The sequence below is a fragment of the Sinomicrobium kalidii genome, assembly GCF_021183825.1.
Classification (GTDB): domain Bacteria; phylum Bacteroidota; class Bacteroidia; order Flavobacteriales; family Flavobacteriaceae; genus Sinomicrobium; species Sinomicrobium kalidii.
Map to the genome: position 1 here is coordinate 2872463 of NZ_CP089211.1, position 26978 is coordinate 2899440.

General features: G+C 45.9%; 17 protein-coding genes and 1 tRNA gene. 12 read left to right on the forward strand and 6 right to left on the reverse strand.

Features of this window, described 5'->3' with window-relative positions; genetic code table 11:
* Positions 1–145: 145 nt before the first annotated feature.
* The 4 genes from LS482_RS11490 to LS482_RS11505 form a co-directional block, all read right to left on the reverse strand.
* The gene (locus LS482_RS11490) at positions 146–1138 is read right to left on the reverse strand and encodes an aspartate-semialdehyde dehydrogenase (protein WP_233027677.1); all 993 of its coding nucleotides are present in this window, start codon (positions 1136–1138) and stop codon (positions 146–148) included.
* Positions 1139–1359: 221 nt separating this feature from the next.
* A complete protein-coding gene (gene mscL, locus LS482_RS11495) occupies positions 1360–1773 on the reverse strand; it encodes a large-conductance mechanosensitive channel protein MscL (RefSeq protein ID WP_233027678.1) in 414 nt (137 codons plus the stop codon).
* Between the two features lie 127 nt (positions 1774–1900).
* Entirely contained in the window at positions 1901–5155 is a 3255-nt protein-coding gene (locus LS482_RS11500; RefSeq protein ID WP_233027679.1) for a glycosyltransferase family 117 protein, read from the reverse strand.
* Between the two features lie 102 nt (positions 5156–5257).
* A complete protein-coding gene (locus LS482_RS11505) occupies positions 5258–8488 on the reverse strand; it encodes a glycosyltransferase family 117 protein (protein ID WP_233027680.1) in 3231 nt (1076 codons plus the stop codon).
* Between the two features lie 174 nt (positions 8489–8662).
* Between LS482_RS11505 and LS482_RS11510 the strand changes: the two genes are divergently transcribed.
* Positions 8663–8734 (forward strand) — tRNA-Gln (locus tag LS482_RS11510).
* 152 nt (positions 8735–8886) lie between these two features.
* Here the strand turns inward: LS482_RS11510 and LS482_RS11515 are convergent.
* The gene (locus tag LS482_RS11515) at positions 8887–9726 is read right to left on the reverse strand and encodes a universal stress protein (RefSeq protein ID WP_367890571.1); all 840 of its coding nucleotides are present in this window, start codon (positions 9724–9726) and stop codon (positions 8887–8889) included.
* Positions 9727–9940: 214 nt separating this feature from the next.
* Here LS482_RS11515 and ruvA point away from each other — a divergent pair, with 214 nt between their 5' ends.
* The 11 genes from ruvA (at position 9941) to LS482_RS11570 (ending at position 25019) form a co-directional block, all read left to right on the forward strand.
* Positions 9941–10522 (forward strand): Holliday junction branch migration protein RuvA, encoded by a 582-nt coding sequence (ruvA, locus tag LS482_RS11520; RefSeq protein ID WP_233027681.1) that lies wholly within the window; start codon positions 9941–9943, stop codon positions 10520–10522.
* Between the two features lie 6 nt (positions 10523–10528).
* Positions 10529–17662, forward strand: a complete 7134-nt coding sequence (gene sov, locus LS482_RS11525) for a T9SS outer membrane translocon Sov/SprA (protein ID WP_233027682.1) — start codon at positions 10529–10531, stop codon at positions 17660–17662.
* A gap of 141 nt (positions 17663–17803) precedes the next feature.
* Positions 17804–18184 (forward strand): glycine cleavage system protein GcvH, encoded by a 381-nt coding sequence (gene gcvH, locus LS482_RS11530; RefSeq protein ID WP_233027683.1) that lies wholly within the window; start codon positions 17804–17806, stop codon positions 18182–18184.
* Complete coding sequence (locus LS482_RS11535) at positions 18174–18572, forward strand: VanZ family protein (RefSeq protein WP_233027684.1); 399 nt, start codon at positions 18174–18176, stop codon at positions 18570–18572. Before gcvH ends, LS482_RS11535 begins: the two co-directional genes overlap by 11 nt.
* A gap of 143 nt (positions 18573–18715) precedes the next feature.
* On the forward strand, positions 18716–19420 hold the full coding sequence (locus LS482_RS11540) for an energy transducer TonB (RefSeq protein ID WP_233027685.1): 705 nt from the start codon (positions 18716–18718) through the stop codon (positions 19418–19420).
* A gap of 812 nt (positions 19421–20232) precedes the next feature.
* Positions 20233–20943 carry an energy transducer TonB gene (locus LS482_RS11545; protein ID WP_233027686.1) on the forward strand — a complete coding sequence of 237 codons (711 nt, stop codon included), beginning with the start codon at positions 20233–20235 and terminating at the stop codon, positions 20941–20943.
* 566 nt (positions 20944–21509) lie between these two features.
* The gene (locus LS482_RS11550) at positions 21510–22676 is read left to right on the forward strand and encodes a sensor histidine kinase (RefSeq protein WP_233027687.1); all 1167 of its coding nucleotides are present in this window, start codon (positions 21510–21512) and stop codon (positions 22674–22676) included.
* A complete protein-coding gene (locus tag LS482_RS11555; RefSeq protein ID WP_233027688.1) occupies positions 22673–23377 on the forward strand; it encodes a LytR/AlgR family response regulator transcription factor in 705 nt (234 codons plus the stop codon). The genes LS482_RS11550 and LS482_RS11555 overlap by 4 nt, the downstream gene beginning before the upstream one ends.
* Before the next feature lie 121 nt (positions 23378–23498).
* Positions 23499–23798, forward strand: coding sequence for a hypothetical protein (locus LS482_RS11560; RefSeq protein ID WP_233027689.1), 300 nt, complete (start codon positions 23499–23501; stop codon positions 23796–23798).
* A gap of 17 nt (positions 23799–23815) precedes the next feature.
* Positions 23816–24265: a nuclear transport factor 2 family protein gene (locus LS482_RS11565; RefSeq protein ID WP_233027690.1), complete on the forward strand. Its 450-nt coding sequence runs from the start codon at positions 23816–23818 to the stop codon at positions 24263–24265.
* A gap of 34 nt (positions 24266–24299) precedes the next feature.
* The gene (locus LS482_RS11570; protein ID WP_233027691.1) at positions 24300–25019 is read left to right on the forward strand and encodes a hypothetical protein; all 720 of its coding nucleotides are present in this window, start codon (positions 24300–24302) and stop codon (positions 25017–25019) included.
* Positions 25020–25063: 44 nt separating this feature from the next.
* Here LS482_RS11570 and LS482_RS11575 read toward each other — a convergent pair whose 3' ends face one another.
* Positions 25064–26833, reverse strand: a complete 1770-nt coding sequence (locus LS482_RS11575) for a serine hydrolase (RefSeq protein ID WP_233027692.1) — start codon at positions 26831–26833, stop codon at positions 25064–25066.
* Between the last annotated feature and the right edge of the window lie 145 nt (positions 26834–26978).

The window sequence follows — 26978 nt, forward strand, 5'->3', positions numbered from 1 at the left end:
TTATTGGGTGAAACACGGAATTACCCGCTGTTATTACGAGATGTGGTGTAGTGATACCGGTTTTATATAAAATCAAAGGAGCGTATCTGCATGGGCAAACACGCTCCTTTGTCTATAGTTCCGAATTTCCCGGTATGGGAAATAATTATACTTCCAGTTGATGTGCAACGAGGTGTTCTGCAATTTGCACCGCATTGGTGGCAGCTCCTTTCCTCAGGTTGTCGGCAACGATCCAGAGATTCAGGCTGTTGGGCTGGGAATGGTCGCGGCGTATCCGGCCAACAAAAACGTCGTCCTTGCCCTGTGCATAGATGGGCATGGGGTAGGTGTTGGTATCCGGATTGTCCTGTACGGTCACTCCCGGGGTTTCGCTGAGTATCTTCCTGATATCGTTGATGTCGAAATCATTTTCGAATTGCAGGTTAACGGACTCGCTGTGCCCGCCTACCACGGGTATCCGGATAGCGGTAGAGGTAACTGCAATAGTGTTGTCATTCAGTATTTTCTGGGTTTCCCTTACCAGCTTCATTTCTTCTTTGGTATACCCGTTCTCTTCAAAGACATCGCAATGCGGCAATGCATTTTTGTGTATGGGGTAGGGATACGCCATTTCACCCTGCTTGTCTTCATACTCATTCTGGAGTTGGCGTACGGCTTTAACACCTGTACCGGTAATGGACTGGTAGGTAGAAACCACCACTCTTTTTATGGTATATTCTTTATGTAAGGGCGCAAGGGCCATGACCATCTGTATGGTAGAGCAGTTGGGGTTGGCAATGATCTTGTCTTCCCCGGTTACCTGGTCGCCGTTGATCTCGGGAACCACAAGTTTTTTATCGGGGTCCATACGCCAGGCCGAGGAATTGTCGATAACAGTAGTGCCTGCAGCGGCAAATTTGGGTGCCCATTCCAGTGAAGTGGCCCCTCCTGCTGAAAACAGGGCAATTGCCGGTTGGGCAGCTACTGCTTCTTCCAGGCCGATCACTTTATAGGGTTTGCCCTGGAAGAGTATTTCCTTGCCCACGGATCTTTCCGAAGCAACGGGCAATAATTCTGTCACGGGAAAACGGCGCTCTGCAAGCACCTGTAACATAACTTCGCCAACCATACCGGTGGCGCCTACAACTGCAACTTTCATACGTCTGTATTAGCTAAATAAGGTTAAACAACTTTGAGTAAGCAAAAGTAGGTATAAAAATCATAGGGACAAGCACGAAAAGAAAAGAATTATAATTTTAAAACAAAATGTTTTAATTGTAACAATCATTTCTTAGAAGACAGTGCACTGTATTGAGTTCTTTTACAAAAAAACACCCTCCGCAAAGGAGGGTTTTGGGTTAGAATATGTAGTGAAGCGGTCTATTTTTTCAACAAATCCCTTATTTCTGCAAGCAATTCTTCCTGTGTGGGGCCTGCAGGAGCTGCCGGTGCCGGTTTTTCCTTTTTCCGGGTCCTTTCATAGGCTTTCAATACCATAAATATACAAAATCCGATAATAATAAAATCAATAACCAGTTGGATAAAGTTACCGTAATTAATGGAAACCGCTGCCCTGGTAATTTCCCCGGAAGCGTCGGTAACGGCTTCGCGGAGTTCATATTTCAGGTCGGCAAAATTTACATTTCCCAATACCAGTCCTATCGGAGGCATTAAAAGGTCGTTGGTAAACGAAGAGACGATCTTGCCAAACGCACCTGCTATGATAACGGCTGTGGCAAGGTTAACGATATCGCCCTTTAACAGGAACGATTTAAAATCCTTAAAGAAACCCATGTCTGTCTGATAAAGCGATGTGTGTAAATGTTAATCGGAATAAATAACATTACTAAAATACGAAAAAAGTCTTTTGATTTTTAAAAAAAGTTAATATCGGGTGTCTTTTTTCGTCTTTTACAGTTATTTACTCCGTAATTTCCAGTGAATCACTTTCTCCGCCATAAGATTGCTCCAGCTTGTCCAGGTATTGGTTAAAGGTATCGGTTTGTTCCTTGCCGAAAGCCTCTTCGTCGTTTTCCACAACAATATCTACAAGGCTGCGATAACGTTGAATATCGTATATGACCTTATCCTGGGAGGTAAAGGCTTTCCCTGAAGACAGGTAATACGAAATGTTTTCCTGGTATTTTCCGGCTATTTTCAGAAACAGTTCCCTGGCCTTTTCGGTACGTCCGGTTTTGTAATAACCGTCTACATAGGGCTCGAGGAAAACATAATAGCCGTAGAATTCAAAAGGGAATTGTTTCATGGCGAGGTCTATGATCTCCCCGGCTTTTTCGTCCTTACCTTCATTTAACAGGGTTTCTACAAGCCTTGCCATGTTACTGCGATAGGATATACTGTTTTTCCGGGTTTCCGGATCGTGATAGATATCCGGGGATTCGGAATTGCCCCAGGACCAGCTTTTAACGATGTCATACATCAGTTCGCTGTCTATCCTTCCCATTTCAAAATTGCCCTGTTCTACCGGGGTTTTGATCGGTACCAGTTTGTAGACCATACCGTCCAGTTGCAGGTAATCCTTCATCCAGATGTATTCTGCGGAGGCAAAGCTTCCCCCTGTGAAATAGATGGGGCGTTCCCAGTCGTTATTGGCCAGGATATCGAGCATCATCATCCTGTTTTTACCAATAGCGCTTTTCGGCAGGTCAATGTCAATGTGGTCTACAATAAGCGCACTGTCTTTTTCCTTGACCAACCCGCTTTTCAATACATTTTCCTTGTTAACCGGAATCCTTATCTTATTGGTGGGATAAAAGATGGTGCTTTTTGTGTTTTCCGGATATTGACTGAGGTCGCCGCCCTGCCTTTTGATGAGGTTTCCGATAGTATTTTCGTCATTGGCGATCCAGTTCATAAAGCGCTTTATGTCCCAGCGTTCGTCTGTAAGTTGCTGATAGTACACCGCGTCCCTGATGCCATAGGCATACTGCGAGTGGGTGAGTTGTGACGGTATGGGGTCGCTTTCATAGGCTTTGCGCTTCATCTGGTCAATGTACCAGTCGGTGGCAAAGAGACTGGAGTTTATGACCCTTACATCGGTACGGTGCCCTTCGATCTCCTGGATATACCACAGGCCGAAAGTGTCGTTATCACCAATAGAGAATATAATGCCTCCCTTATCTTCCTGAACGGAATTCAGGTAATTCCGGGCAATGGCTTCTGCGGTGTACCTGCCGGAACGGTCGTGGTCGTCCCAGTTGTGGGAAGCCATGAGTACGGGAACGGCAAATAAACACACTACCGTAACTACGGGGGCAAGTATTTTCGGGGTCAGCCATTTCTTAAATTCTTCATACAGGCCAAAAACACCTATACCTATCCAGATGGAAAAGATGAGGAATGAGCCTACCAGCGAATAATCCCTTTCACGGGGTTCAAAGGGGCGTACATTGGTATAAAACTGGATGGCAATCCCCGTAAACATAAAGAATACGAACAATACCCAAAACTGTTTCGGGTTTCTGCGTATCAGGAAAATGAGTCCTATGAGTCCCAGGATCAGGGGCAGGAAGAAATAGGTGTTCCTTGCCTTGTTGTTCAGAACATCGGAGGGCAGGTTATCCTGCGAGCCCAGGTGCCATTCGTCGATAAACCCGATGCCGCTTAGCCAGTTGCCGTGGTCGTCCATTTTTCCCTGGATGTCGTCCTGTCGTCCTACAAAATTCCACATGAAATAACGCCAGTACATGTAGCCGAACTGGAACCGGAACATAAATTTTATATTATCTGCCAGTGAAGGCGGCTGTACTTCGATATACTGCCCGAACTGTTGGAGGAAATTCACATAACCGTCTTCATCTATCCTGCCGTTGGCATAATCGGTCCTGAACTGGTTGATGGCATTTTTGAGATCGCTGTTGGACAGGTATTCCGAACGTATCCTGAAATCGAGCGGCCGGGTGAACCTCATATAATTGCCTGCGTGTTCCGAACTCCACATTCTCGGCAGCAAGCCTACGTGTTTACTGTGGTTATTGGGAATGGAATTTTTGTAGTGTTTGTTAACTATAATGTATTTCCCGGTTTCCTTGTCCTGTTCGTATTTGGGTGTGTCGTCTTTATACGGGTTTTGCGGGTCCTGTCCGGCAAACATGTCGGAATACATGGCTCCGTAAACCGGGCTGTCCACACCGGGATATTGTTCCCTGTTGTAATAAGCCAGCAGTGCACGGGCGTCTGCCGGATCATTCTCGTTGATCGGGGTGTGGGCGTTGGCCCGTATCGGCAACATGAACCAGGAAGAGAAACCGATGAACATGAAGAGGAAGCAAAGGACAATGGTATTGGCCTTGTACAACTGTTTTCTCCGGGTATAACGCAGGGCGAAATAAAATATCAGGATAAAAATAATCCCCATAATAATGGTTCCTGAATTAAAAGGAAGTCCCATTGCATTGACAAAGAAGATCTCACTCCATCCGAAAAGTTCCAGGACATAGGTGAGCGAAAATTTATAGGTGAGCAGCAGCAGGGCTACCACGATGATGTTGGCTGCCAGAAAGTTTTTTACTGTAGTGGTTTTGTATCTTTTGAAATAATATAACAGTCCGATGGAAGGAATGGCGAGGAACCCCATAAACTGAACGCCAAAGGTCATGCCTATAATCAGGGCAATGAGTACGAGCCAGCGGTTTCCACGTGGGGTGTCCAGTTCGTCCGTCCATTTCAGGCCCAGCCAGAACAACATTGACATGAGCAGGCTGGCCATGGCATATACTTCGGCTTCTACTGCGCTAAACCAGAAGCTGTCGGAAAACGTATAAGCCAGGGCGCCTACCGCACCACTGCCGAAAACGGCTATGGCAACCGGTTTTGTTATTTCCCCTTCGTTGGCTGCTATTTTTTTTACCAGGTTGGTGATGATCCAGAATGTGAAGAGAATAGTAAAGGCACTGGAAAGTACCGACATACAGTTGACCATGAGCGCCACGTATTCCGTTCCGGGGGCGAACATGGCAAAGAAGGCACCGAGCATCTGAAAAAGCGGTGCTCCCGGTGGGTGCCCTACCTCAAGCCGGGCCGAGGTAGCTATGTATTCGCCGCAATCCCAGAAACTTACGGTGGGTTCGACGGTGAGTCCGTAGGTTAATAAAGCGATGGCAAATACAATCCATCCCACTATGGTGTCCCATCGTTTAAATGTAGCTGTAGTCATGAACTTGGTTTTCTCTGAAAAGGCGAATTTAATAATAATTCAGTATATAATCCGGTTTTTCAACGTTTAATGGTTTCCCGTCGTATCTGAAAACTGCTGTCATTAACGGGAATAATAGTGTTCCGCCCTGTCGAGATAACGGTTGAACGCTTCGGTTTCTTGTTTTCCGAAGTTTTTATTGTCGTTCTCCATAACGATGTTGACAAGGGCCCTGTAGCGTTGCAGGTCATGCAGCACATCTTCCCGGGTTATAAACGGATGTTCCTCTGAAGTGAGGCAATAGTCCAAGTTTTCCCGGTATTTCTGACGCGTTCCGGCAAATAATTCCCGTGCTTTTTCGCGTTCCCCTGCCCGGTAATACCCTTCTACAAAAGGCTCCAGAAAAGTGTAATATCCATAGTGTTCCAGGGGCATTTTTTCCATGGCAAGGTCCATAACGTTTTTGGCTTTTTCCTTTTTGTTTTCCTTTAATAAGGTTTCTGCCAGGCGTGCCATGTTTATCCTGTAGGAAATTCCTTTTCTTCGGATGATGGAATCGTGATACACTTTGTCCGAACCCGAATTGCCCCAGTGCCACTTCATAACGATATCGTACATGAGTTCAGTATCTATTCTTCCCATCTCATAGGGATTGTCCTGAGGAATCTGCGTCTTTATGGGCACCAGTTTATACACCATGCCGTCCAGTTGCAAGTATTCCCTGAGCCATAAATAGTTTGCCGGATCAAGGCTTCCCCCGGTGAAATAGAGCGGGCGTTTCCAGTTGTTGTTGGCCAGGATGTCCAGCATCATCATCTGGCTTTTGGTGATGCCGCTTTCCGGGAGGTCAATGTCAATGTGGTTTTCTATAAGCTCCTCGTCTTTTTCCCTGACCAGGCCGCTTTGCAATACCTGTTGTTTATTAACGGGAACGCGGATCTTATTCGTTGGATAGAAAATGGCATTCCGGTACCTTTCCGGATACCGGTCGGGGTCGCCTCCCTGTTTTTTTATAAGGCTGTCTATGGTGTGCTTGTCATTGGAAATCCAGTTCATGAACCGTTTGATGTCCCATCTTTCGTCTGTCAGAGGTTGGTGGTATACGATGTCTCTTGTTCCGTAGGCATATTGCTTGTGAGTGAGTTGTGAAGGTATAGGATCGCTCTTGTGTGCCTTTCGCTTCATCTGGTCGATATACCAGTCGGTGGCGAGGTAACCGGGATATACTACCCGTACGTCGGTACGGTGTTTTTCCACTTCCTGTGTATACCACATCCCGAAAATATCATTTTCTCCCATGGTGAAGACAATGGCATCGGCGTTTTTCTGTATGGAATCCAGCGTATTTCTCGCCATGGCCCTGGCGATATAACGCCCGGAACGGTTGTGGTCGTCCCAGTTCTGATAGGCCATAACAGCCGGTACGGCAAGCAAACAGGCTATTTTTATTGCCGGGGCAGCTATTTTTGGGGCCGGTAGCTTCTGTAACCCGCGGTATAATGCAAAGGCCCCCATGCCGATCCAGATGGCAAAGATGTAAAAGGAGCCTACAAGCGAATAATCCCTTTCCCTGGGTTCAAAGGGGCGTACATTGGTGTAGAACTGTATGGCAATTCCCGTAAAGAGGAAGAATACCAGCAATGCCCAGAACCGTTTCGGGTCTTTTCGCAACTGGAAAATAAATCCTATGATTCCCAGGATGAGGGGTAAAAAGAAATAAGTGTTCCGGGCTTTGTTGTTCAGTACATCCGAGGGCAGATTGTCCTGTGGCCCCAGGTGCTGTTCGTCTATGGACTTTATACCGCTTATCCAGTTGCCGTGATTGTTCATTTCACCCTGAATATCGTCCTGTCTGCCGGCGAAATTCCACATAAAATAGCGCCAGTACATATAGCCGAACTGATACCGGAACATAAACCCGAGATTATCCGGCAGCCCGGGAGGTTCCACATCAATATATGGGCTTAGTTGCTGAAGAAAATCGACGTAGCCGTCTTCATTTATATTACCGTTGGCATAGTCTTCCCGGAACCGGTTGATGGTGTCTTTTAACTCTGTACTGTTGGCATATTCGGGTTTAATGCTGAAGTCCGGGGGACCGGAGAGTTTTATGTAATTGGCAGCGTGCTCAGTGCTCCACATCCTGGGGAATATATCTACGTGCTTGCTGTTGGGATTGGACAAAGTATTTTTGAAGTTGTTTACAACGGTGTATTTTCCGGTTTCCTTATCCTGTTCATATTTGGGTTTGTCATCTTTATAGGGATCGTCGGGGTCCTGTGAAGCAAACCTGTCGGAATACATGGCGCCGTAAAGCGGGGAATTGGCGTTTCCGTATTGTTCCCTGTTGTAATAGGCCAGCAGTAACCGGGCATCCGAAGGATCATTTTCGTTGATAGGAGTGTGGGCATTAGCTCTTACAGGAAGCATGATCCAGGAAGAAAAACCGATACACATAAATAAGAGGCAAAGTACTATGGTATTGGCCTTGTACAGCTTTTTTCGCCTGGTGTAACGGAGTGCCAGGAAAAACACCAGGAAGAGCATAAAGGCTGCGATCATTGTACCCGAATGGAAAGGAAGCCCGAACGTATTTACGAAGAACAGTTCACTCCAGCTGAAGAACTTCAGGGTGTAGGTAAGGGAATAACGATAGACCAGGAAAAGGACAAGAACGGCAATACACTGGGCTATGACAAAGTTTTTAATTGTGATGTTACGGTATTTTTTGAAGTAGTACAGCAGGATTATGGAAGGGATGGCGAGGAATCCCATGAAATGAAGTCCGAAGGCCATTCCCGTAACAAGGGCAATAAGCAGGAGCCAGCGATGTCCCCGCGGAGTGTTGATTTCGTCGGTCCATTTGAGCCCCAGCCAGAGCAGCAGCGACATGAGCAGGCTGGCCATGGCATATACTTCGGCTTCCACGGCACTGAACCAGAAGCTGTCTGAAAAAGTAAAGGTAAGGGCACCTGTGAAGCCGCTTCCCAAAACTGCGATAGCGGTGTGGGTTGACATTTCCCGGTGTTTTCCGATCATCTGTTTTACAAGGTGCGTAACGGACCAGAACATAAACAGGATGGTGAAGGCACTGGCAAGTACGGAAATACAATTCACAGTGAGTGCAATATCTTCAGAGCCGGTGGCAAACAGAGCAAACACGGCGCCGAGCATTTGAAAGAGGGGAGCCCCGGGAGGATGGCCTATTTCGAGCTGTGAGGAAGAGGCAATGTATTCGCCGCAGTCCCAAAAGCTGACGGTGGGTGCTACGGTCAGTCCGTAAGTGATTAGTGCAATGAAGAATACGCCCCATCCCAAGGCCGTATTCCAGCGGTTAAAAGTAGCTGATTTCATGGAATTCCGGTGTTTGGGAAGTGAAAATAACAATAAAAAGGCTATATTTTCATAAATAAAGGTTAAAGCCTGCTGATATGCCTGTATTGACAGGAAGAAAAGGCGGTTAAAAAAGCAGAAAAAATATTTGCGCAAACCAAAGTTTGTTATAAATTTGCATCCGCAATAAGGTACTGGCCTATGGTGTAATTGGTAACACAGCTGGTTTTGGTCCAGTCGTTCAAGGTTCGAGTCCTTGTAGGCCAACAAAAAAAGAGATGTCGATCCGGCGTCTCTTTTTGTTTTAACACTGCATTGATTGCTTCTTTTTAAGCGTCTTCCTTATCATTTCATAAGCTATTTAAAAAGGGTACGGACCCGGAAATAGGGTTGCGGAATCCTGTATTGAATGAAATACCTTATTCTTCAGTATCCTCCGGTATTTTAAATGTGATCACCGGACGCATGGCGTGGTTAACCAGGTCTTCGCTGATACTACCGTTAAAGAAATGGGCCAGCCCTTTGCGACCGTGGGTGCTCAGGCTTATGATATCGGCATTTATAGCCCGGGAAAAGTGGATAATGCCGTGTTCTACAGTGTGGTCATTATAGATATTGAGTGTGTATTTTTTCGGTTTCCCGTTCTTTATAAACAGGTTCATCCTGTTTTCCGCTTCCCGGGTGGTCACAAAATTATTGGGAGTGTTTACAAAAAGCAGGTGCATGGCGGCCCCGAATTTTTTGGCAAAGTTCAGGGCCTGCTTATAAGGTGCTGTGGTTTCCACAGAGAAATCCGAAGCAAAAACCATATGAGTTATGGATTTTAGGTCGAGCCTTGATTTTAACGTAAATACCGGTACTTCCGCAGTGCGTACCACTTTTTCGGTATTGGAACCGATAAACATTTCCCTGAATCCCGAGGCCCCGCCCGATCCCATGACAATCATATCTATATCATTGTCCGTTACTGCCTTTGCTATCCCGTGCGGGATGCTGTCGGATTCCACTGTTTCCCGGACGGTAATTCCCTTCAGGTAAGGTTTGTCAATAAAAGACTCGAACCTTTGGTGTGCCAGCTTCATGAAAAATATGGCTTCCGGGAGTTCACTCGTTTCTTCGGTTGCCAGGTGAACCGGAAGGTCCAGCACATGCAGAAGGTATATTTCCGAGCCGAACTGCCGGGCCAGCCAGGCTGCAGCATCGAGCGCAAATTCCGCCTCGTCTGAAAAATCGGTGGGAACTAAAATGCGTTTCATCATATATGAAATTTGCAATTTCATATTAAAGGTACGAAAAAAATGGCGGAAAGTGTAAGGGACTTGCGATGGCCGCAACGGTTTTCTGTATACGCCAAAACCGGGTCAGCGGGAAAAATATGAAACCCCTGAATTTACACATTGCACATCACATCTCACATTTAGTGCCTTTTTTTGTGAAATATTTTATTACATTTGGACAGCTAACCGATTTTATATGATTACACATATTCAAGGAAGATTGATAGAGAAAAACCCTACTGATGTAGTCATAGATTGTAATGGAGTAGGTTATTTTCTGAATATTTCACTGCATACCTATTCCAGAATATCTGATAATGAACAATTAAAACTCTATACGCATCTTCACGTCAGGGAAGATGCTCAGACACTTTTTGGTTTTGCCGATAAGTCGGAACGCGATGTTTTCCGGCTTTTGATCTCGGTCTCGGGGATAGGTACCAGTACGGCCCGTACGCTCCTTTCTTCCTTAACCCCCGTTCAGGTGAGAGATGCCATAACTGCAGACGACGTGGCCGTTATACAGAGTGTTAAAGGTATAGGGGCCAAAACCGCACAGCGCGTCATACTGGACCTCAAGGATAAGGTGCTGAAAATATACGGCGGCGAAGAAATTTCTGAGGATAAGGGCAATACAAACAGGGAAGAAGCGTTATCAGCATTAGAGGTACTGGGCTTTGCCCGGAAACAATCCGAAAAAGTTGTTGATAAAATTGCCAAGGGATCACCGGATTTAAGTGTTGAAGGGATTATCAAAAACGCGCTTAAAATGCTATAGTAAATTTTGAAAACAACTACCAACCTGGAAAAAACATATACACCGTTAAGAGTTTTTTTTTGGCCCCTTTTCTTACTCTGTGCTACGGTTTCTCTGGCACAGGAAAGATCGGATACCCAATCACAGGACTCTGTACAAACCGGAGGTGTGCCCGGAGAAATAAGGTTGAAAAACCCGGGAAGTATTTCTTCGAAGTATACCTATGATCCGGTTATGGACATGTATATCTATTCGGAATCCATAGACGGTTTCGATATAGACCATCCTGTTATTCTTACCCCTGAAGAATTTCGTGAGCTCGTTCGTAAGGAGGGCATGAAAAGCTATTTCAAGCAGAAGACGGATGCTATTTCCGGGCGGAAAGAAGGCAGTGAGGAAGCACAGAAAGACCTCTTGCCCAATTTCTATGTGAATTCCGGCTTTTTCGAATCCATTTTCGGAGGGACTAACATTGATATCGTCCCGCAGGGATCGGTAGCCGTCGACCTGGGCATATTGTACAACAAGAATGATAATCCTTCCTTTTCACCGAGAAACCGAAGTTCCATAACCTTCGATTTCGACCAGAGGATCAGCATGAGCCTTTTGGGGAAGGTAGGTGAAAAATTATCCGTTACGGCCAATTACGACACACAGGCCACCTTCGATTTTCAGAACCTTATTAAGCTGGAGTATACCCCGACCGAGGACGACATTATCCGGAAAATAGAAGTGGGTAATGTGAGCATGCCGCTCAACAGTTCCCTGATCACCGGGGCCCAGAGCCTGTTTGGAGTAAAGACCGAATTGCAATTCGGGAAAACCCGTGTAACCGGCGTGTTTTCCGAGCAGCGTTCTGAAACCAGGTCGGTAGTGGCCCAGGGCGGCGGGACTGTAGATGATTTTGAACTCTTCGCACTGGATTATGACGAAGACCGCCACTTTTTTCTCTCCCACTTTTTTCGTGACCAGTATGACCAGGCCCTGGAAAATTATCCTTTCATCAATAGCCAGGTACAAATTACGAGAATAGAGGTCTGGGTGACCAACCGGGGCCAGCGAACGGAAAACATAAGGAACATTGTGGGTATACAGGACCTCGGCGAAGTCGACCCCCTGAATACCCGGATCAATACCAATGCCCCGCCCGGGTTCTTTAATGCCGGAACGGGAGGATTACTGCCCAGAAACGGGGCGAATGATTATGATCCGAGGGAAATAGGGGGAACCTCCGTGCTTACCGAACAGATACGTGACGTTGCTACCGTACAGTCGGGTTTTGGTCCCCTGAGTTCCATTGTTAACCAGGGATACGACTATGCCATTCTCGAGAATGCCCAGAAACTGGTGCAGGGAACCGATTTTACCCTGAATGCCCAACTGGGATATATTTCCCTTAACCAGCGGCTCAGCAATGACGAAGTCCTTGCGGTAGCCTATCAGTATACGTATCGCGGACAAGCCTACCAGGTGGGGGAATTTGCCAATGACGGTGTCAATGCTACCGAGTATGAAACGGGAACCAACGGACAGGTCATAGCCGTAAACAACCAGAGCCTGATCGTAAAACTGCTGAAGAGTAATATCACCAATGTGTCCGATCCCATATGGGACCTGATGATGAAAAACATTTATGCCACCGGGGCATACCAGCTCAGCCAGGAAGATTTTAAACTGAATATCCTCTATACCGACCCTTCGCCCATAAACTACATAAAACCTGTGGACGAATCCTCATGGCCTTCCGGTCTGCAGGACAGGATACTCCTGGATGTGTTTAATTTCGACCGCCTCAATGCTTATAACGATCCACAGAACGGTGGCGACGGTTTTTTTGATTACCAGCCGGGAATAACCATTGCCCCCCAAACCGGGCGGATCATATTTACCAAGGTGGAACCTTTCGGGGAATTCCTGCACGAAGTGCTCGGGGGAGGTAATTATAGCCAGCCGGACTCCTATAACCCCAACCAGCAGAAATACGTGTTCCGGAACATGTATGAACTCACCAAAGCAGCAGCACTTGAAGACAGTGACAAGAATAAATTCCAGCTCAAGGGAAAGTATAAATCTGAAGGAGGGGACGGTATTCCCATCGGGGCTTTCAATGTGCCCCAGGGCTCCGTAAAAGTCACTGCCGGCGGGAGAAGACTTCAGGAAGGTATCGATTTTACGGTCAATTACCAGACAGGAACCGTGCATATCCTTGACGAAAGTCTCAAGGCCTCTAATGTTCCCATTGAGGTTTCTGTGGAAAACAATGCCATATTCGGGAGGCAGACCCGCAGGTTTGCCGGGATTAACATAGAACACCAGTTCAATAAGAACTTAATGCTCGGCGCAACGCTGTTGAACATGAGCGAAAAGCCCCTTACGCAAAAAGCCAGTTACGGGCTCGAACCCGTGAACAATACCATCTTCGGTATTAACGGGAACTTTTCTACTGAACTCCCGTTCCTGACCCGTTGGGTAAACAAATTGCCGAATATCGATACTGATGCACCCTCTAACTTGTCGGTAAGGGGAGAATTTGCCTATTTGCTTCCCGGTTCGCCCAAGAACGATAACTTTGACGGTGAAACCACGGTTTATGTAGATGACTTTGAAGGTGCGCAAACCCTTATTGACATGCGGGCGCCGCTGGCATGGTCACTGGCCAGTACACCGCTGGAATTCGTTCCGGGGGAAGAGCTGTACGGAAGTTCTCCCGACGACCCGGAAAACCTGAGGAACGGATACAAGCGATCAAAAATGGCCTGGTACACCATAGATCCGATATTTTACACCTCACAACGACCGTCGGGGATAAGTAACGACGATATTTCAACCAACCAGACCCGGCGGATATACATCGACGAGATATTTCCCGAAGTGGACCTGTCCCAGGGAGAGACCACGGTGCAGTCTACGCTCGACCTTGCTTATTACCCCGATAGAAAGGGACCCTATAACAACAACCCCGAAACCGACTTTGAGAACCTGATCCCGGAAGAACGCTGGGGCGGTATTATGCGCGGACTTTCCAGTACCAACTTTGAACAGGGCAATGTGGAATATATCCAGTTTTGGGTAATGGACCCTTATGTAGAAGGTACGGAGGGTAACGGGGGGGAACTGGTGTTCAACCTCGGTAATATTTCCGAAGATATACTTAAAGACGGTAAAAAACAATACGAGAACGGCCTTCCGGGTGTGGGAAGTACCGATTTGGTGTCGGAAACATCCTGGGGGCAGGTGCCTTCCGCACAGTCGCTGGTATATGCCTTTGATGCCGAAACGCAGAACCGGGCACTGCAGGATATAGGACTGGACGGTATGGACGATGCGGCGGAAGCGACGATTTTCACCAACAATTCCGGGGAAGACCCGGCGTTGGACAATTACGAATATTACATCAGTGCCAGCGGGAGTATCCTGGACCGTTATCTGAACTACAATAATCCCCAGGGCAACTCGCCGGTAAATGTGGGCAATAATAACCGGGGGTCTACAACAGAGCCCGATGTGGAAGATGTCAACGGAGACGGAACCATGAATACCATAAACAGCTATTATGAATACCGCATCCCCATAAAACCGAATATTCAGCGGTCAGACCGGTACGTTTCCGACATAAAGGAAGTGGAGCGGAAAATGCCCAATAACACAATGGTAAGTGCAAGATGGATACAATTCAAGATACCCGTTAAGGAATTTGACAATGCCGTGGGCGGTATTTCCGATTTTCGTTCCATGAGCTTCATGCGGATGTACCTGACGGGATTCAGTGAAGATATCGTATTGCGTTTAGGGACCCTTGACCTGGTAAGGGGCGATTGGCGGACGTATACCAGGAGCCTCCGGCCCGAAACGGACTCCGACCCTACTGACGACGGTACTACGGTAGAGGTGAATACGGTCAATATCGAAGAAAACGAACAGCGCAGACCGATTCCCTACAGGCTCCCTCCCGGGGTAGTGCGTGAACAGCTCACCAACAACAATATGGTAGTCCGGCAGAACGAACAGTCCCTGTCATTTGCCGTATGCGGTCTGGAAGCGGAAGACTCCAGGGCGGTGTACAAAAATGTGGACATGGATATGCGGCAATATAAACGACTGAAAATGTTCCTGCATGCCGAAGCCTATAAGAACAATCCGTTAAGAGATGGCGAACTCGTGGCTTTTCTGCGTATAGGAACTGACTTTTCGGAAAACTTTTATCAGGTGGAGGTTCCCCTGGAAGTAACCCGCCCCGGAGCGTCTACTTCTGAAGAAGTCTGGCCCGATATCAACAATATGGAGGTGCCGCTGAGCATCTTCTCCAAAATAAAATCGGAAGGAATTGCCAATTCCACACTTTCGGAACTGGTGTTTTACGACGAAGAAGGAAACCAGGTTGAAGAATTCGACCCCAGGGAATCCGGAGAACTCAGGCTGGGGATCAAGGGAAACCCCTCTCTCGGGAGTATCCGGGCCATTATGGTCGGGGTGAAGAACGTTGCGGGTAACCGCATGTGTGGTGAAGTATGGTTCAATGAACTCCGGCTGTCTGAACTAGACAATAAAGGAGGATGGGCCGCCATAGCACAGGTAGATGCCAACGTGGCCGATTTTGCCAATGTCTCCGCCACAGGAAGCATGAGTACTTCGGGTTTCGGTGCCATAGACCAAAGGCCCAATGAAAGAAACCGGGAAGATGTGGTGCAATACGGAGTTAACACCAATGTAAATTTCGGACAGCTCATGCCAAAGAACTGGGGCATCCAGATCCCGTTTAATTACAGCGTCTCCGAAGAGCTCATTACCCCGGAATTCGATCCGGTATATGAAGACCTCAAGTTGCAGGACAGAATAGATGCAGCAGCCACACAGGATGAAAAAGATGCCATTAGAACCCGGGCGGAAGACTATACGAAGCGGAGAAGTATTAATTTGATAGGGGTCCGGAAAAACAGAGGCGAAGAACAGAAACAGCGGGTCTACGATATAGAGAACTTCACGTTTAATTATTCGTATAATGAGATGAACCACAGGGATTTTGAAGTCGAAAATCTGCGCGACCAGAATATCAGGACCGGGTTTACGTATAATTATAATTTTAAGCCCGCCGAGGTGGCGCCGTTCAAAAAATCCGACTCCATATTGCGAAGCAGGTACTGGCAGTGGCTCAAGGATTTTAATTTCAATCCGCTGCCGACCAACATCTCGGTCAATTCGAACATCACCAGGACTTTTAACGAACAGCAATTCCGGGCGGTTCGGGTAGATGGTGTGGATTCTGACGAACAACTCGGCCTGCCCACATTGCAACAGCGGAATTTCCTTTTCGACTGGCAGTACACCATCAATTATAATATTACCAAGTCATTGCGCCTGAACTTTACGGCCTCCAATTACAATATCGTCCGTAATTATTATGATAAAGACGAAGATGATAATACCATTATACGTGAAGACTTTAGCATTTGGGACGGTTTCTGGAATACGGGAGACCCCAACAGGCATACCCAGCAGTTACAGATAAATTATGAATTGCCCTTCAGTAAAATACCCTTCCTCAATTTTATTGAGGCGAATTATACCTATACCGGAGATTTTGACTGGCAACGCGGGAATGACGTGATCAACGAGATAGCCGAGGGGAATGTGAATACCGTACAGAATGCTTCTACCCATGTGCTTAACGCGTCCATGGGCATGGACCGTTTCTACAATTATCTCGGGCTCAAAAAGGAACAGCAGGCTGCTCCGCGAAGACGAAGGGCCGGGCCTGATGCCTTGGGTGCGGACACTGCGGAAGAAGAAACGGAGAAGAAAGAATCCGGGCTGGCCAACGCAGCTCTCGATCTGCTTACCATGGTAAAACGCATCGATGTAAGTTATACGGATAACAGGGGTAAGGTGTTGCCGGGATATACCGAGTCTATTGGTTTTATAGGAACGCTCCGGCCATCCTGGGGCTTTGTGTTCGGCAGCCAGTCCGACATACGTTATGAAGCCGCGAGAAAAGGATGGCTTACGCAGTTTCCGGAACTCAACCAGCAGTATATGGAGCGGAACAGTACACAACTGAATATCACGGCCAACCTGGAGCCCACTCCCGACCTTACCATAGACCTGGTAGCCAACCGCCAGTATGCCGACAGCTATACGGAAAATTTTGAAGTGACCGATGATCTGGAATACCAAAGCCTTCTGGGGAATAAATACGGTGATTTTTCCATATCCACCGTGCTTATTAAATCGGCCTTCAGCAAGAGTGATGAGGTCAATTCGGAAACTTTCGAAAAATTCAGGGAAAACCGCCGGGCGGTGGCCGATCGCCTCGCAACGCAACGGGGAATTGATCTTAACGATCCGGATAACCTGGACGATGAAGGTTATCCCAAGGGATACGGAAAAAATAATCAGGCGGTGTTACTACCTGCCTTCCTCGCGGCATATACCGGTAAAAGTGTGGACAAGATCAGCCTGGGGGCATTCCGGGATGTGCCTATTCCTAACTGGACGCTGAAATATACAGGGCTTATGCGGCTGGACTGGTTTAAGAACCGCTTCAGGCGGTTTTCTCTCGGACACGGGTACAGGGCCAGTTATAGCGTCAATTCGTTCCGGTCAAATCTGGAATACAGTAGGCAGAATCCGGACAAGATTGATCAGTCCGGCAACTTTATGAATGAGTTGCTCTATACCAATGCCACTCTTGTAGAGCAGTTCAATCCCCTTGTCCGTGTGGATTTTGAAATGAAAAACTCTGTTAACGTACAGGCCGAAATAAAGAAAGACCGGGCGCTGTCACTCAGTTTCGACAACAACCTGCTTACCGAGACCGTCGGGAAAGAATATATCCTCGGTCTGGGATACAGGTTCAAGGAGGTACCCTTTACCACCAGTATAGGCGGAACGCGACAAACCCTGAAAGGAGATATTAACCTGAAGGCCGACCTCTCCCTGCGGGATAATATTACCATCATCAGGAACCTTGACCTGGACAACAACCAGGTGACTTCCGGGCAGACCATCTGGAGCATAAGGTTTACGGCCGATTATGCACTTACCAAAAACTTTACCACATTGTTCTTTTACGACCATACGTTCTCCAAATATGCGGTTTCCACAGCCTATCCGCAGACCACTATACGATCCGGTATAACATTGCGTTATAATTTTGGAAATTAGGAGTGATGTGATTTCAGGTTTCCGGTTCAAGCCGCGACCTGCAACTTTTAGCCCCCTGAATATTTTTAACGCAGTTAAGTTTTGGATTAAAATACTTTAAAAGTTACATTTGTCGCAAAATAATATATAATACGTTACCAAATGAACATACCATCTGAATTAAAGTATACCAAAGACCACGAATGGGTCAGGATAGAGGGCGATATCGCTACTGTAGGGGTTACCGATTTCGCACAAAGCGAGTTGGGAGATATTGTTTATGTGGAAGTAGAGACCCTGGACGAAACCCTGGAAAAGGATGAGGTTTTTGGTACGGTAGAGGCCGTAAAAACAGTATCAGATCTGTTTTTGCCGCTTTCCGGGGAAATCGTTGAGTTCAATACCGCACTGGAAGAAGAACCGGAAAAAGTGAACTCCGATCCCTACAACGATGGTTGGATGATAAAAATAAAGATTAATAATCCTGCAGAGGTGGAAGCGTTGTTGAGCAGTGAGGCATACAAAGAATTGGTTGGCGCATAGGAGAACGGTATTTTTGGTGCTCGCGATCGGGTGGGTCCTTACCGTCACTACCCTGAGCCTGATGCCCTCGTCCGGGCTGCCCGGGATATCCTTCCCTCATCTGGATAAAATAGTCCACTTTGTATTTTACTATGTATTTTTTATATTGTGGTACGGTGCTTTTTGTAAGGAAAACCCGTTTTATACCATAAGTTACAAGGCGCTGGCCTTATCTTTTGTGCTTGCGGCCGTTTATGGTATAATTGTTGAGGTATTACAATATACGATGAATTACGGCCGTGCGGGAGATATTGAAGATGCATTGGCCAATACGGCGGGAATAATATGTGGTATTTTTACGGTTATTCTTATAAAAGCCATAAATAAAACGACAAAAAGGGCAAATTAGTTGCTTTCAATTCAAATAAATATTTAAATTAGCGACCGGTAAATAAACCGGGAAGGAAGATGTGACCGGATAAAGTATCCATAATGGGTTACTTTCATGACGGACGACCATAAAAAGTAAACCAAACGATAAAATTTGAATCAATGAAACCTAAAAAGAATCCAAAAGCCGATCTCACCAGGAATAGCGGCCTCTATTTTGCGATAGGGTTGGCTTTAGTGTTGTTTCTCACCTGGCGGGGTTTGGAGTGGAAAAAGTATGACAAGGATGAAGCATTCAATTATAAGATGGATGTAGATGAAGAACTGGAGGAAGAGATTCCGATTACGGAAATGCTGAAGACACCGCCGCCACCGCCACCGCCACCGGCCGCTCCCGAAGAGATTGAAGTGGTTGAAGACGAAGAGGAAGTAGAGGAAACAGTGATAGAATCTACCGAAACCAGTCAGGATGAAGTGATCGAAGTGGAAGATGTTGAAGAGGTGGAAGAACCGGTAGATGTGGATGTACCTTTTGCGGTGATTGAAGACGTTCCTGTATTTCCCGGATGTGAAGATGCCAAGGATAAAAGGGCTTGCTTCCAGGAAATGATGCAAAAACATATCCGTAAACACTTCCGTTACCCGGAAATCGCCCAGGAAATGGGTGTGCAAGGAAGGGTAGCAGTGATGTTTACCATAGATAAAGACGGAAGTATTACCAATATAAGAATGCGTGGACCGGATAAGAATCTGGAGAAAGAAGCGCAGCGGATCATAAGCAAACTGCCGAAAATGACCCCCGGAAAACAAAGGGGCAGAGCGGTAAGGGTTCCGTTTAGTATTCCGATTACTTTTAGGTTGCAATAATATATAATACCGATATAAACTTTTAAAGCCTGTCTTGTTTTAGACAGGCTTTTTTTGTGCCTTTCAAGATGTTCCTGCCCGTGTTTATAGAGATTGTGCTAAAAAGTGATCACACAAAAATTACCGTAACGTGCGAATCCGGAAATGAAAAACAGGCTCTTTCACATGTTCGAAAAGGACAACCTTATTTAACGTGGATAATGGATAAGCAAAAAACTCCTCCTACTTCAGCTTCGCTCAGCACAGGCCTTGAGAAGAGGGGGCGCTTGCCGGACGGGGAGTTTGACCAGTCCCAAATCCCGGGCATACTTCTAATTTTTTGTGTTTTTCCAATGGCTTGGGATTTCAAACCCTCCGACCAGACTGAAGTCTGCCCACCTCCCTTCATCTCAAGGGAGGAGCTTGTTTGACGGCACAAACAAGGGGTGTAATTTTGAAATGCTTTTGATTCATAGCGTTTAAACATTATTCACGTTATTCAGGCATGCTCATTCCTATAACCTGCAACATCTGATAATTTCCCGACTCAAGGCTCCACAATTTTTGATCCCGGTTCCATTTCGGCTTGCAACAATTTAAGTCCTGTGACTTAACAGGCTTAGGTCTCATATCCGAAATCAAACCATGCCCACAACTTTCGGGATTGATCTGTTTCAGGCTAAATATGAATGATATGATATTGGTAAACAGTATGTTATAGGTGTTAAAGTTTTTTCGAACCGGGCTGTGGTACAGTTGTTGAAGCGGTGAAACAAACACTGCAAAAAGTGGTGCTTCACCTGCAGTTCATCATTAACCTTAAACTTTAGCATATGATACCAAAGAAAAACCCGAAAGCCGACCTGGCCAGGAACAGCGGACTGTTCTTTGCCCTTGGCATGGCCGTTGTGCTGTTCCTTTCCTGGAAAGGGCTGGAATGGAAAAAATACGATAAAAAGGAATTCGTTACCCCGGTAACCCCCGTTGAAGATTTTCCCGGGGAAAAAGAGGTCCCTGTAATTGACTTGAATACACCGCCCCCGCCACCACCGCCACCGGCTGTTATCCCTCCTGATTTTGAACCCGAAGATAATGATACGGAAAAGAAGGAATCCCCGATAATGTCTTCTGATGATGTCCTGGACGATCCGGTAGATATAGACGATATTCCGGTGACTGATGAGGTGAATCCCGATGAAACAATATCCATTACCCTCGTCGAGAACGTGCCGGTGTTCCCCGGCTGTGAAGATGCGGAGGACAAGTTGAAATGTTTCCAGGAAAAAATGATATCGCACGTGAGGAAGAATTTTCACTATCCCGAACCGGCACAGGAAAGAGGGATAGAAGGAAAGGTATATGTGGCTTTTATCATCGATAAGGAAGGTAATATTACCGGAGTGAAAATGCGGGGCCCGGATCAAAGCCTGGAAAAGGAAGCGGAACGCATAATTAACAAACTGCCGAAAATGACCCCGGGAAAACAAGGAAGCCGGGCGGTTCGTGTTCCCTTTAGTATTCCGATTACTTTTAAATTACAATAAATGTAGTATGGATTGCAGGTATAAGTACTATTTTTTATATAGAAAAATATGTTTTGTTAAAAATTTTAGAAATGAAAAAGAAATTAGTACATTTACGATCGCATGACTACCCTGGTTGAGTAGTGATAAATATTTTTCATAATCAGATAGAGCCTTCCGAAGTTTTCCGGAGGGCTTTTGTCTTTTCCGTCCCGGGTAAAATTCTTCGTTGTCTTCGGTTACCGTCTTAAAAAGTTGAGGATGATGCAAAAATTATTGTAACTGTTGATCCGGAAATGAAAGGGTGTTACGTATCGCAGGTTGCATTACTTTAAATCCCGGTTCCGTTTCGGCTTGCAACTATTTTTAATTCCTGCGTCTGAGGTCATATGTCTCATATCTGAAATCAGACTTTACCCGTAACTTTTGGGATTGATCACTTATTCCCGTATGTTGTGATTGATTTTCAATTATCTTTGAAAAGAGAGTTGCCCGGACTATGTACGTTCCGCAGTATGGTTTCCCTTTGTGAAAGTGGAAACTCCGGGCACCTTTTCCGGCTATGAATACAGATCAGTTACAAACTTATGATGTTTTTTGATCCGCACGAAAGTTTTCTGATTATCGTGTCCGTTCTGGGGACTGCGATCTGTTTTAACCTGGCCTTGTATTTCGGTTATCACAAAAGGGCGGCCTATCTATTTTTTGCTTTTTATTGCCTCTTTCACATTTTCAAGATTTATCTCAAGACCTTTCCGGAAGGAGAAAAGCTCGTCCCGTTCATTCCTCTTACGGCAGCACACTATATTTATCTTTCGGTTCTTCTGGGGATGTTGTCATTACAAATATTCCTGATGTATCATTTTGCCCTGCCGCATAAAAAATACAGTATCGCGGTTCTTTCGGGGATTACTTTCTTTTCCTTTTTCCTGTTGGAGGAAGGTGTTTATATAACCATCGGCCTGGGCATTGCACTTTTGCAAACTTTGTGGGCCTGGAGAAATAAAAGGGATGTCGGGGTTATTCTTGTCGGCGTCCTTGGCTTTTCCACCTGTGTTTTACTCCGGGGATTCGGATACATGCCGTATGGCTATTTTGTGGGGATCATTTTCTTTATTTTCTGTATGTTTTTATCCGTCGGGATCGAACTTTCCAGGCAAAACCGGGAACACAAGCAGGCATTATTGCGGTCGTCCCGGCTGGAAAACCAGTTGCTCAAAAAAAGTATCCAGCCGCATTTCCTGTTCAACTCCTTAACTTCATTACAGGAACTTATTGAGACCGACCCGGTTAAAGCCGGTAATTTTGTAGATGACCTGTCGGGAGAATTTGAGCTTTTTTCCAGGATAAGCCATAAAAAGCTCATAAGGATACGGGACGAACTGAAACTGATAAACCACTACCTGGGCATTATGGCCGTAAGGAAGAACATAAAATTTAATCTGGATACCGTAAACCTGGATGAGGCAGACCGCATTCCGCCCGGTGTTTTCCTGACACTCGTAGAGAATGGCATTACACACGGCTATGAAAACGGGGAGACCGGAAACTTCAGAATAAGTAAAAAAGAGAGCAAGGCCTTCCGGCAGTATGAAGTGTTCAATGACGGGACAATTACGGATAAAAATACTGCTCAAGGCATGGGGCTGCAATATGTGATCTCCAGGCTGGAAGAATCGTACGGTGAAAACTACGATTTCGTTTCTTCCCCCTGTTCCGGTGGCTGGGTGTCCGTGATAAAAATATTTTCATGATACGTATCCTGATCTGTGAAGACGAAGTGCTTATTTCCAACCGCCTGGCACGGTTTATCAGGGAAGTCATGTCCGGACCTGTACAGATAGACTGTGTGTATACCCTGGGAGAAACGGAAGAGTATTTAAACAACAGGAAAATCGATCTCCTTTTTCTCGATTTGAACCTGCACGGCAGGGACGGATATGAGGTCCTGGAAAAATTTGTGGCGGGGGCTTTCCATACCATTGTGGTTTCTGCCTATACCGACCGGGCCATAGAGGCTTTTGAGTACGGTGTCGTAGATTTTATAGGCAAACCTTTTAAAAAAGAACGCATAGCCAAAGCCATAAGCCGTTATCTCGAAGGAGTCCCTCCCGGCGAAAGAAACCTGAAACGCCTGGTAACCAAAGCGCGGAAAGGATTGGAATTTGTAGAAACAGCGAGTGTAAAGTACATAAAAGCTGCCGGTATTTATGCCGAACTTCACCTATTGAAGGGAGAGGCAAAACTATATGATAAACCCCTCAGCCAGTTGGCAAAAATATTGCCCGGGAATTTTTGCAGGGTACACAAGTCCTATGTGGTGAATATGGAAAAAGTACGGGCAGTCCGGAAAAGTAAGCCCAATAGCTTTTTACTGATACTCAGGTCAGGAGAAGAAATACCGCTCAGCAGGAACCGGAAAAAAGAGATCATCGAGCGCTTTTCGCTTCATTAACATCGTTTTTACCATACAAAAGCTTATACTACACTTCGGAAGTTTTCCCCTTTTTTCCGGCATTGTTTTCTTTTCCTTTGGTGGAAAATAAGAGCGTCATGGAAAAATATAACCGCAGAAAGTGGCTTGCAGATACCACGTTGCAGGTTTTGTTGAGGAGTCCAGGGCCAAAAACCGGACCTGTATTGATTTCACGACAAACGCACTTAAAAAACTCGGTTTGCAAACAGCAAAATCCCATACCAACTTTCTGTATTTCGAACCCGAAGGATACCCGGGGAATTTCAGGGAAGCCATGAAAAAACACAATATTCTGGTGAGCAACCTTACCACTGACAATAAAGAAAAAATAAGGGTGAGCATGGGAACCGGGACCGAAATGGAAACTTTTGTGAAAGTTATCAGACAAATTTTGAAATAATTTTAAAAAACTGAAAAATGCAACGATTCAAAAACAAACATTTATGCCTTGTGGTATTTTTTGTCTTAATGGCCGTGACATCCGTGCAGTCTTACGCACAGGCGGCAGACAGTTTATACCGGCAAGTGTGTAGGCCCTTGAATTATTACCTGGAAGGCGGTACGAACAATGATTTTGACGTACTTAAAAAAGCCTTTCATACCAACGCCACCATGAAATTTATGAGTGCCGACGAATATAAGGAAGTAAACGCCCTGGACTTTTTCAGGGAAAAGATCAAACCGGGGCCGCCACAGGACAGGATAACCAGGATAGTGTCTGTCAGCGTATCCGGAAATGCTGCCAGTGCCCGGGTGGAAGCCGAGTATGAGGATTTTACCTTTATAGACTATATGAACCTCCTTAAAACAGGAGAGGAGTGGAAAATCGTAGGTAAAATATTTTACAAAAGGGAAACGTCGGAATAAATTCGGCAATGATGTATTATTAAAAAGTCAGTATATGAGAAGAGTGATATTATTTTCGGTGTTTATGTGCATTACTCTGGCCTCCGGTTATGCCCAAGGTAAGGTATTTGCCTTTTTTGAGTATGATATAAGGGAAGGAATGAAGGCGTCCTTTATAAACGGTTATGCCAAAGACCTGGAATGGCAGCAATCACAAGGTGATGACTGGTGCTGGGCAGGCTGGTTTGTATTGAACGGGGATCGCCGGGGCCGTTTTATAGATGCCACCCCGGATCACACCTGGAAAGATTTTGACAACTGGAAAATAGATGCTTCAGAAAATTCCCGTCATAACAGGATACACTGGCTGCCTTATGTGGAGAACCCTTCGGGGTCGTACAGGGAGGTTATGGAAAGGTATAGCAGTTATGCGAAGAAGTGGTATCGAAGCAAGTATTTACAGGTGTATTACATGCGGATGCATAGCGGAGAGGTCGCCGGATCAAATCAATTTCTGAGCGATCTGAAACCGCTGCTCGAAGATAAACTGCAGGGCAGGCCGTTTGTGTGGATGAAGACCGTTTCCGGGGGAGACCCGGATACCTACCTGTTGTTTGTGGGGCTGAACAAGCTGGAAGACCTGCAACTTTGCAGTGAGCTGTTCCGGGAGTATTCTTCCGGAAAGGAGAACCAGGGGAAAAGGGCAGTAAAAGAAATAATATCGGAATTATGGGGATACAGCGATAAACTGAGTTTGTTTCCCGGCCGGAAATAAAAAAGCCGGACTCATATTCCGGCTTTTTGTGATATGTTCCGGGATTATTTCTGATTGTACGGGATGTAGTTCTCCCATTCCCAGGGTGTATAAGTGTCGGCCAGGGCCACTTCCAGGAGTTCTTTAAAGATGCTTTCACCGTTATCGCTGTTGGTCATCATCAGGATGCCTTGTCCCGTCTTTGGGAAAATGATAGAATAATGCTGAAAACCATCACCATGCCCTTCTTTAAATGCTCCGGTCCCGTAAGGCGATTGTAACAGTCCCCAGCCCAGTCCATAGCTGAGGGAAATGTCGTCGTTTAATGTGGAATCCTTTTGTGATAGCGGACCAAATTGTCTTACGGACCGAATCCGTATCCGGGGAGTAAATATTTTATCCCGGGATGCCCTGGAAATAATTTTGTTTTGCAAAACGGCTTCCATGAATTTTGTATAGTCCTCCGGAGTGGTTTCCAGTGTACTCCCTCCTCTGGGTTCGTTGTCCTTGTCTTTTTTATACGGTTTTCCGCTGGGGGAATGCCCGAAGGCAAATTCTTTTTCGAAGGAAGGCAGCCATTTGTAACTCGATCTTTTCATTTTAAGAGGAGTGAATATTTTTTCCCGAGCCAGTTCTTCCAGGCTCTTTCCCAAAAGTTTCTCAAGGACAACCTGTAAATAAACAAAGCCTTCACCGGAATAGCTGTAGCGGGTTCCGGGTTCAAAGTGAACCCTTAGTTTTTTATCTTCTTCAAACCAGCGCCAGTTTGGGAAGCCCGTGGTATGGGCAAGGCACATCCGGGCAGTGATCCCGGCGTATAACGTATCCGTTTGTAGATCGGAAAAATCGTCGTGCCTGGAAGTCCGGGGTTCGTATTGGAATATTTTCTTCGGAAGGCAGGATTCCAACGGAGTATCCAGGGCTATGACCTGTTCTTCGACCAATTTCATTACAAGTATGGAAAACACAGCTTTGCTCAGGGAAGCCCCGTACATGTTTGTAGTATCGTGAAGTGGTAATTTCCGGGAGTAATCCCTGTACCCGAAGGTCTTTTGATAGTGTTTGCGGTTATCGTTAAAAATGGTGACCGACATACCGTGTACTCCGGCATCTTCCATAAGTTGTTTTATTTTTGAGGTCAGGGAATCCCCGGAAATTACAGATCCGTCAAGGCGCGTAATATCAGTGTGATCGGGAGTACCTGTTTTGCATCCGCCCGTGCTGAATAAGAAGAACATTGCAATGATTGCGGCGCCATTAGCAGCTTTCTTTTTACCCGATTTCAGAAAGGGCAGGGATAAGGGGTAATAACATTTTTGATCCCTTACGGCAAACAGAATGTTGATAACCATGACGATCACGGCATAGGGAATTATGGCCATAAACAGGAAGAAACCCCATTTTTCAACGGTAATTAATGCTATAAATGACAGGAAGAACAAGATGGTCATGGTGATCTGGAAATTGACAATGGCCCTTCCGTGTATATCGTAAACCCGGTTATCTTCCCTTTTGTGAATCCACAAAAACAAGGGGAAAAGGATATTGCAAAGGGGAAGGACCATTCCCAGTACCGGAGTGCCGTGAAGCAACAACAACCATTTCTTTTGGATGGACTCCTGTTTGGGGTTTTCCAGGATAATGAGATCATCAACCTCAATTTCCAGTGCCGATGCCAGTAATTTTACGGTTTGGAGATGTGGATTGACTTCTCCCTTTTCGATGCGCTGAATGGTACGTACGGTAACTTTGGTTTTTTCGGAGAGTTCTTCCTGGGTGTATCCTTTTAATTTCCGTTGATAAACCAGGTTCCCGGCCAATGATGGATTTTCCATGATATGCGTTGTTTGTTTTGGACAAAGCTATGAAGAGGCTCTTGTTTTTAGCACGACATATCCGTGTCATGTACCTGTCATTTGAGGTGTAATGTGTTGTAGAAGATAAAGATATAGAAAATGAAGGCGTTTTTACGCAGGATTT

Coding starts and splice junctions, on each gene's coding strand:
- LS482_RS11490 (WP_233027677.1), bottom strand. CDS start 1,138: ATGAAAGTTGCAGTTGTAGGCGCCACCGGTATGGTTGGCGAAGTTATG.
- mscL (WP_233027678.1), bottom strand. CDS start 1,773: ATGGGTTTCTTTAAGGATTTTAAATCGTTCCTGTTAAAGGGCGATATC.
- LS482_RS11500 (WP_233027679.1), bottom strand. CDS start 5,155: ATGACTACAGCTACATTTAAACGATGGGACACCATAGTGGGATGGATT.
- LS482_RS11505 (WP_233027680.1), bottom strand. CDS start 8,488: ATGAAATCAGCTACTTTTAACCGCTGGAATACGGCCTTGGGATGGGGC.
- LS482_RS11515 (WP_367890571.1), bottom strand. CDS start 9,726: ATGATGAAACGCATTTTAGTTCCCACCGATTTTTCAGACGAGGCGGAA.
- ruvA (WP_233027681.1), top strand. CDS start 9,941: ATGATTACACATATTCAAGGAAGATTGATAGAGAAAAACCCTACTGAT.
- gcvH (WP_233027683.1), top strand. CDS start 17,804: ATGAACATACCATCTGAATTAAAGTATACCAAAGACCACGAATGGGTC.
- LS482_RS11540 (WP_233027685.1), top strand. CDS start 18,716: ATGAAACCTAAAAAGAATCCAAAAGCCGATCTCACCAGGAATAGCGGC.
- LS482_RS11545 (WP_233027686.1), top strand. CDS start 20,233: ATGATACCAAAGAAAAACCCGAAAGCCGACCTGGCCAGGAACAGCGGA.
- LS482_RS11550 (WP_233027687.1), top strand. CDS start 21,510: ATGATGTTTTTTGATCCGCACGAAAGTTTTCTGATTATCGTGTCCGTT.
- LS482_RS11555 (WP_233027688.1), top strand. CDS start 22,673: ATGATACGTATCCTGATCTGTGAAGACGAAGTGCTTATTTCCAACCGC.
- LS482_RS11565 (WP_233027690.1), top strand. CDS start 23,816: ATGCAACGATTCAAAAACAAACATTTATGCCTTGTGGTATTTTTTGTC.
- LS482_RS11570 (WP_233027691.1), top strand. CDS start 24,300: ATGAGAAGAGTGATATTATTTTCGGTGTTTATGTGCATTACTCTGGCC.
- LS482_RS11575 (WP_233027692.1), bottom strand. CDS start 26,833: ATGGAAAATCCATCATTGGCCGGGAACCTGGTTTATCAACGGAAATTA.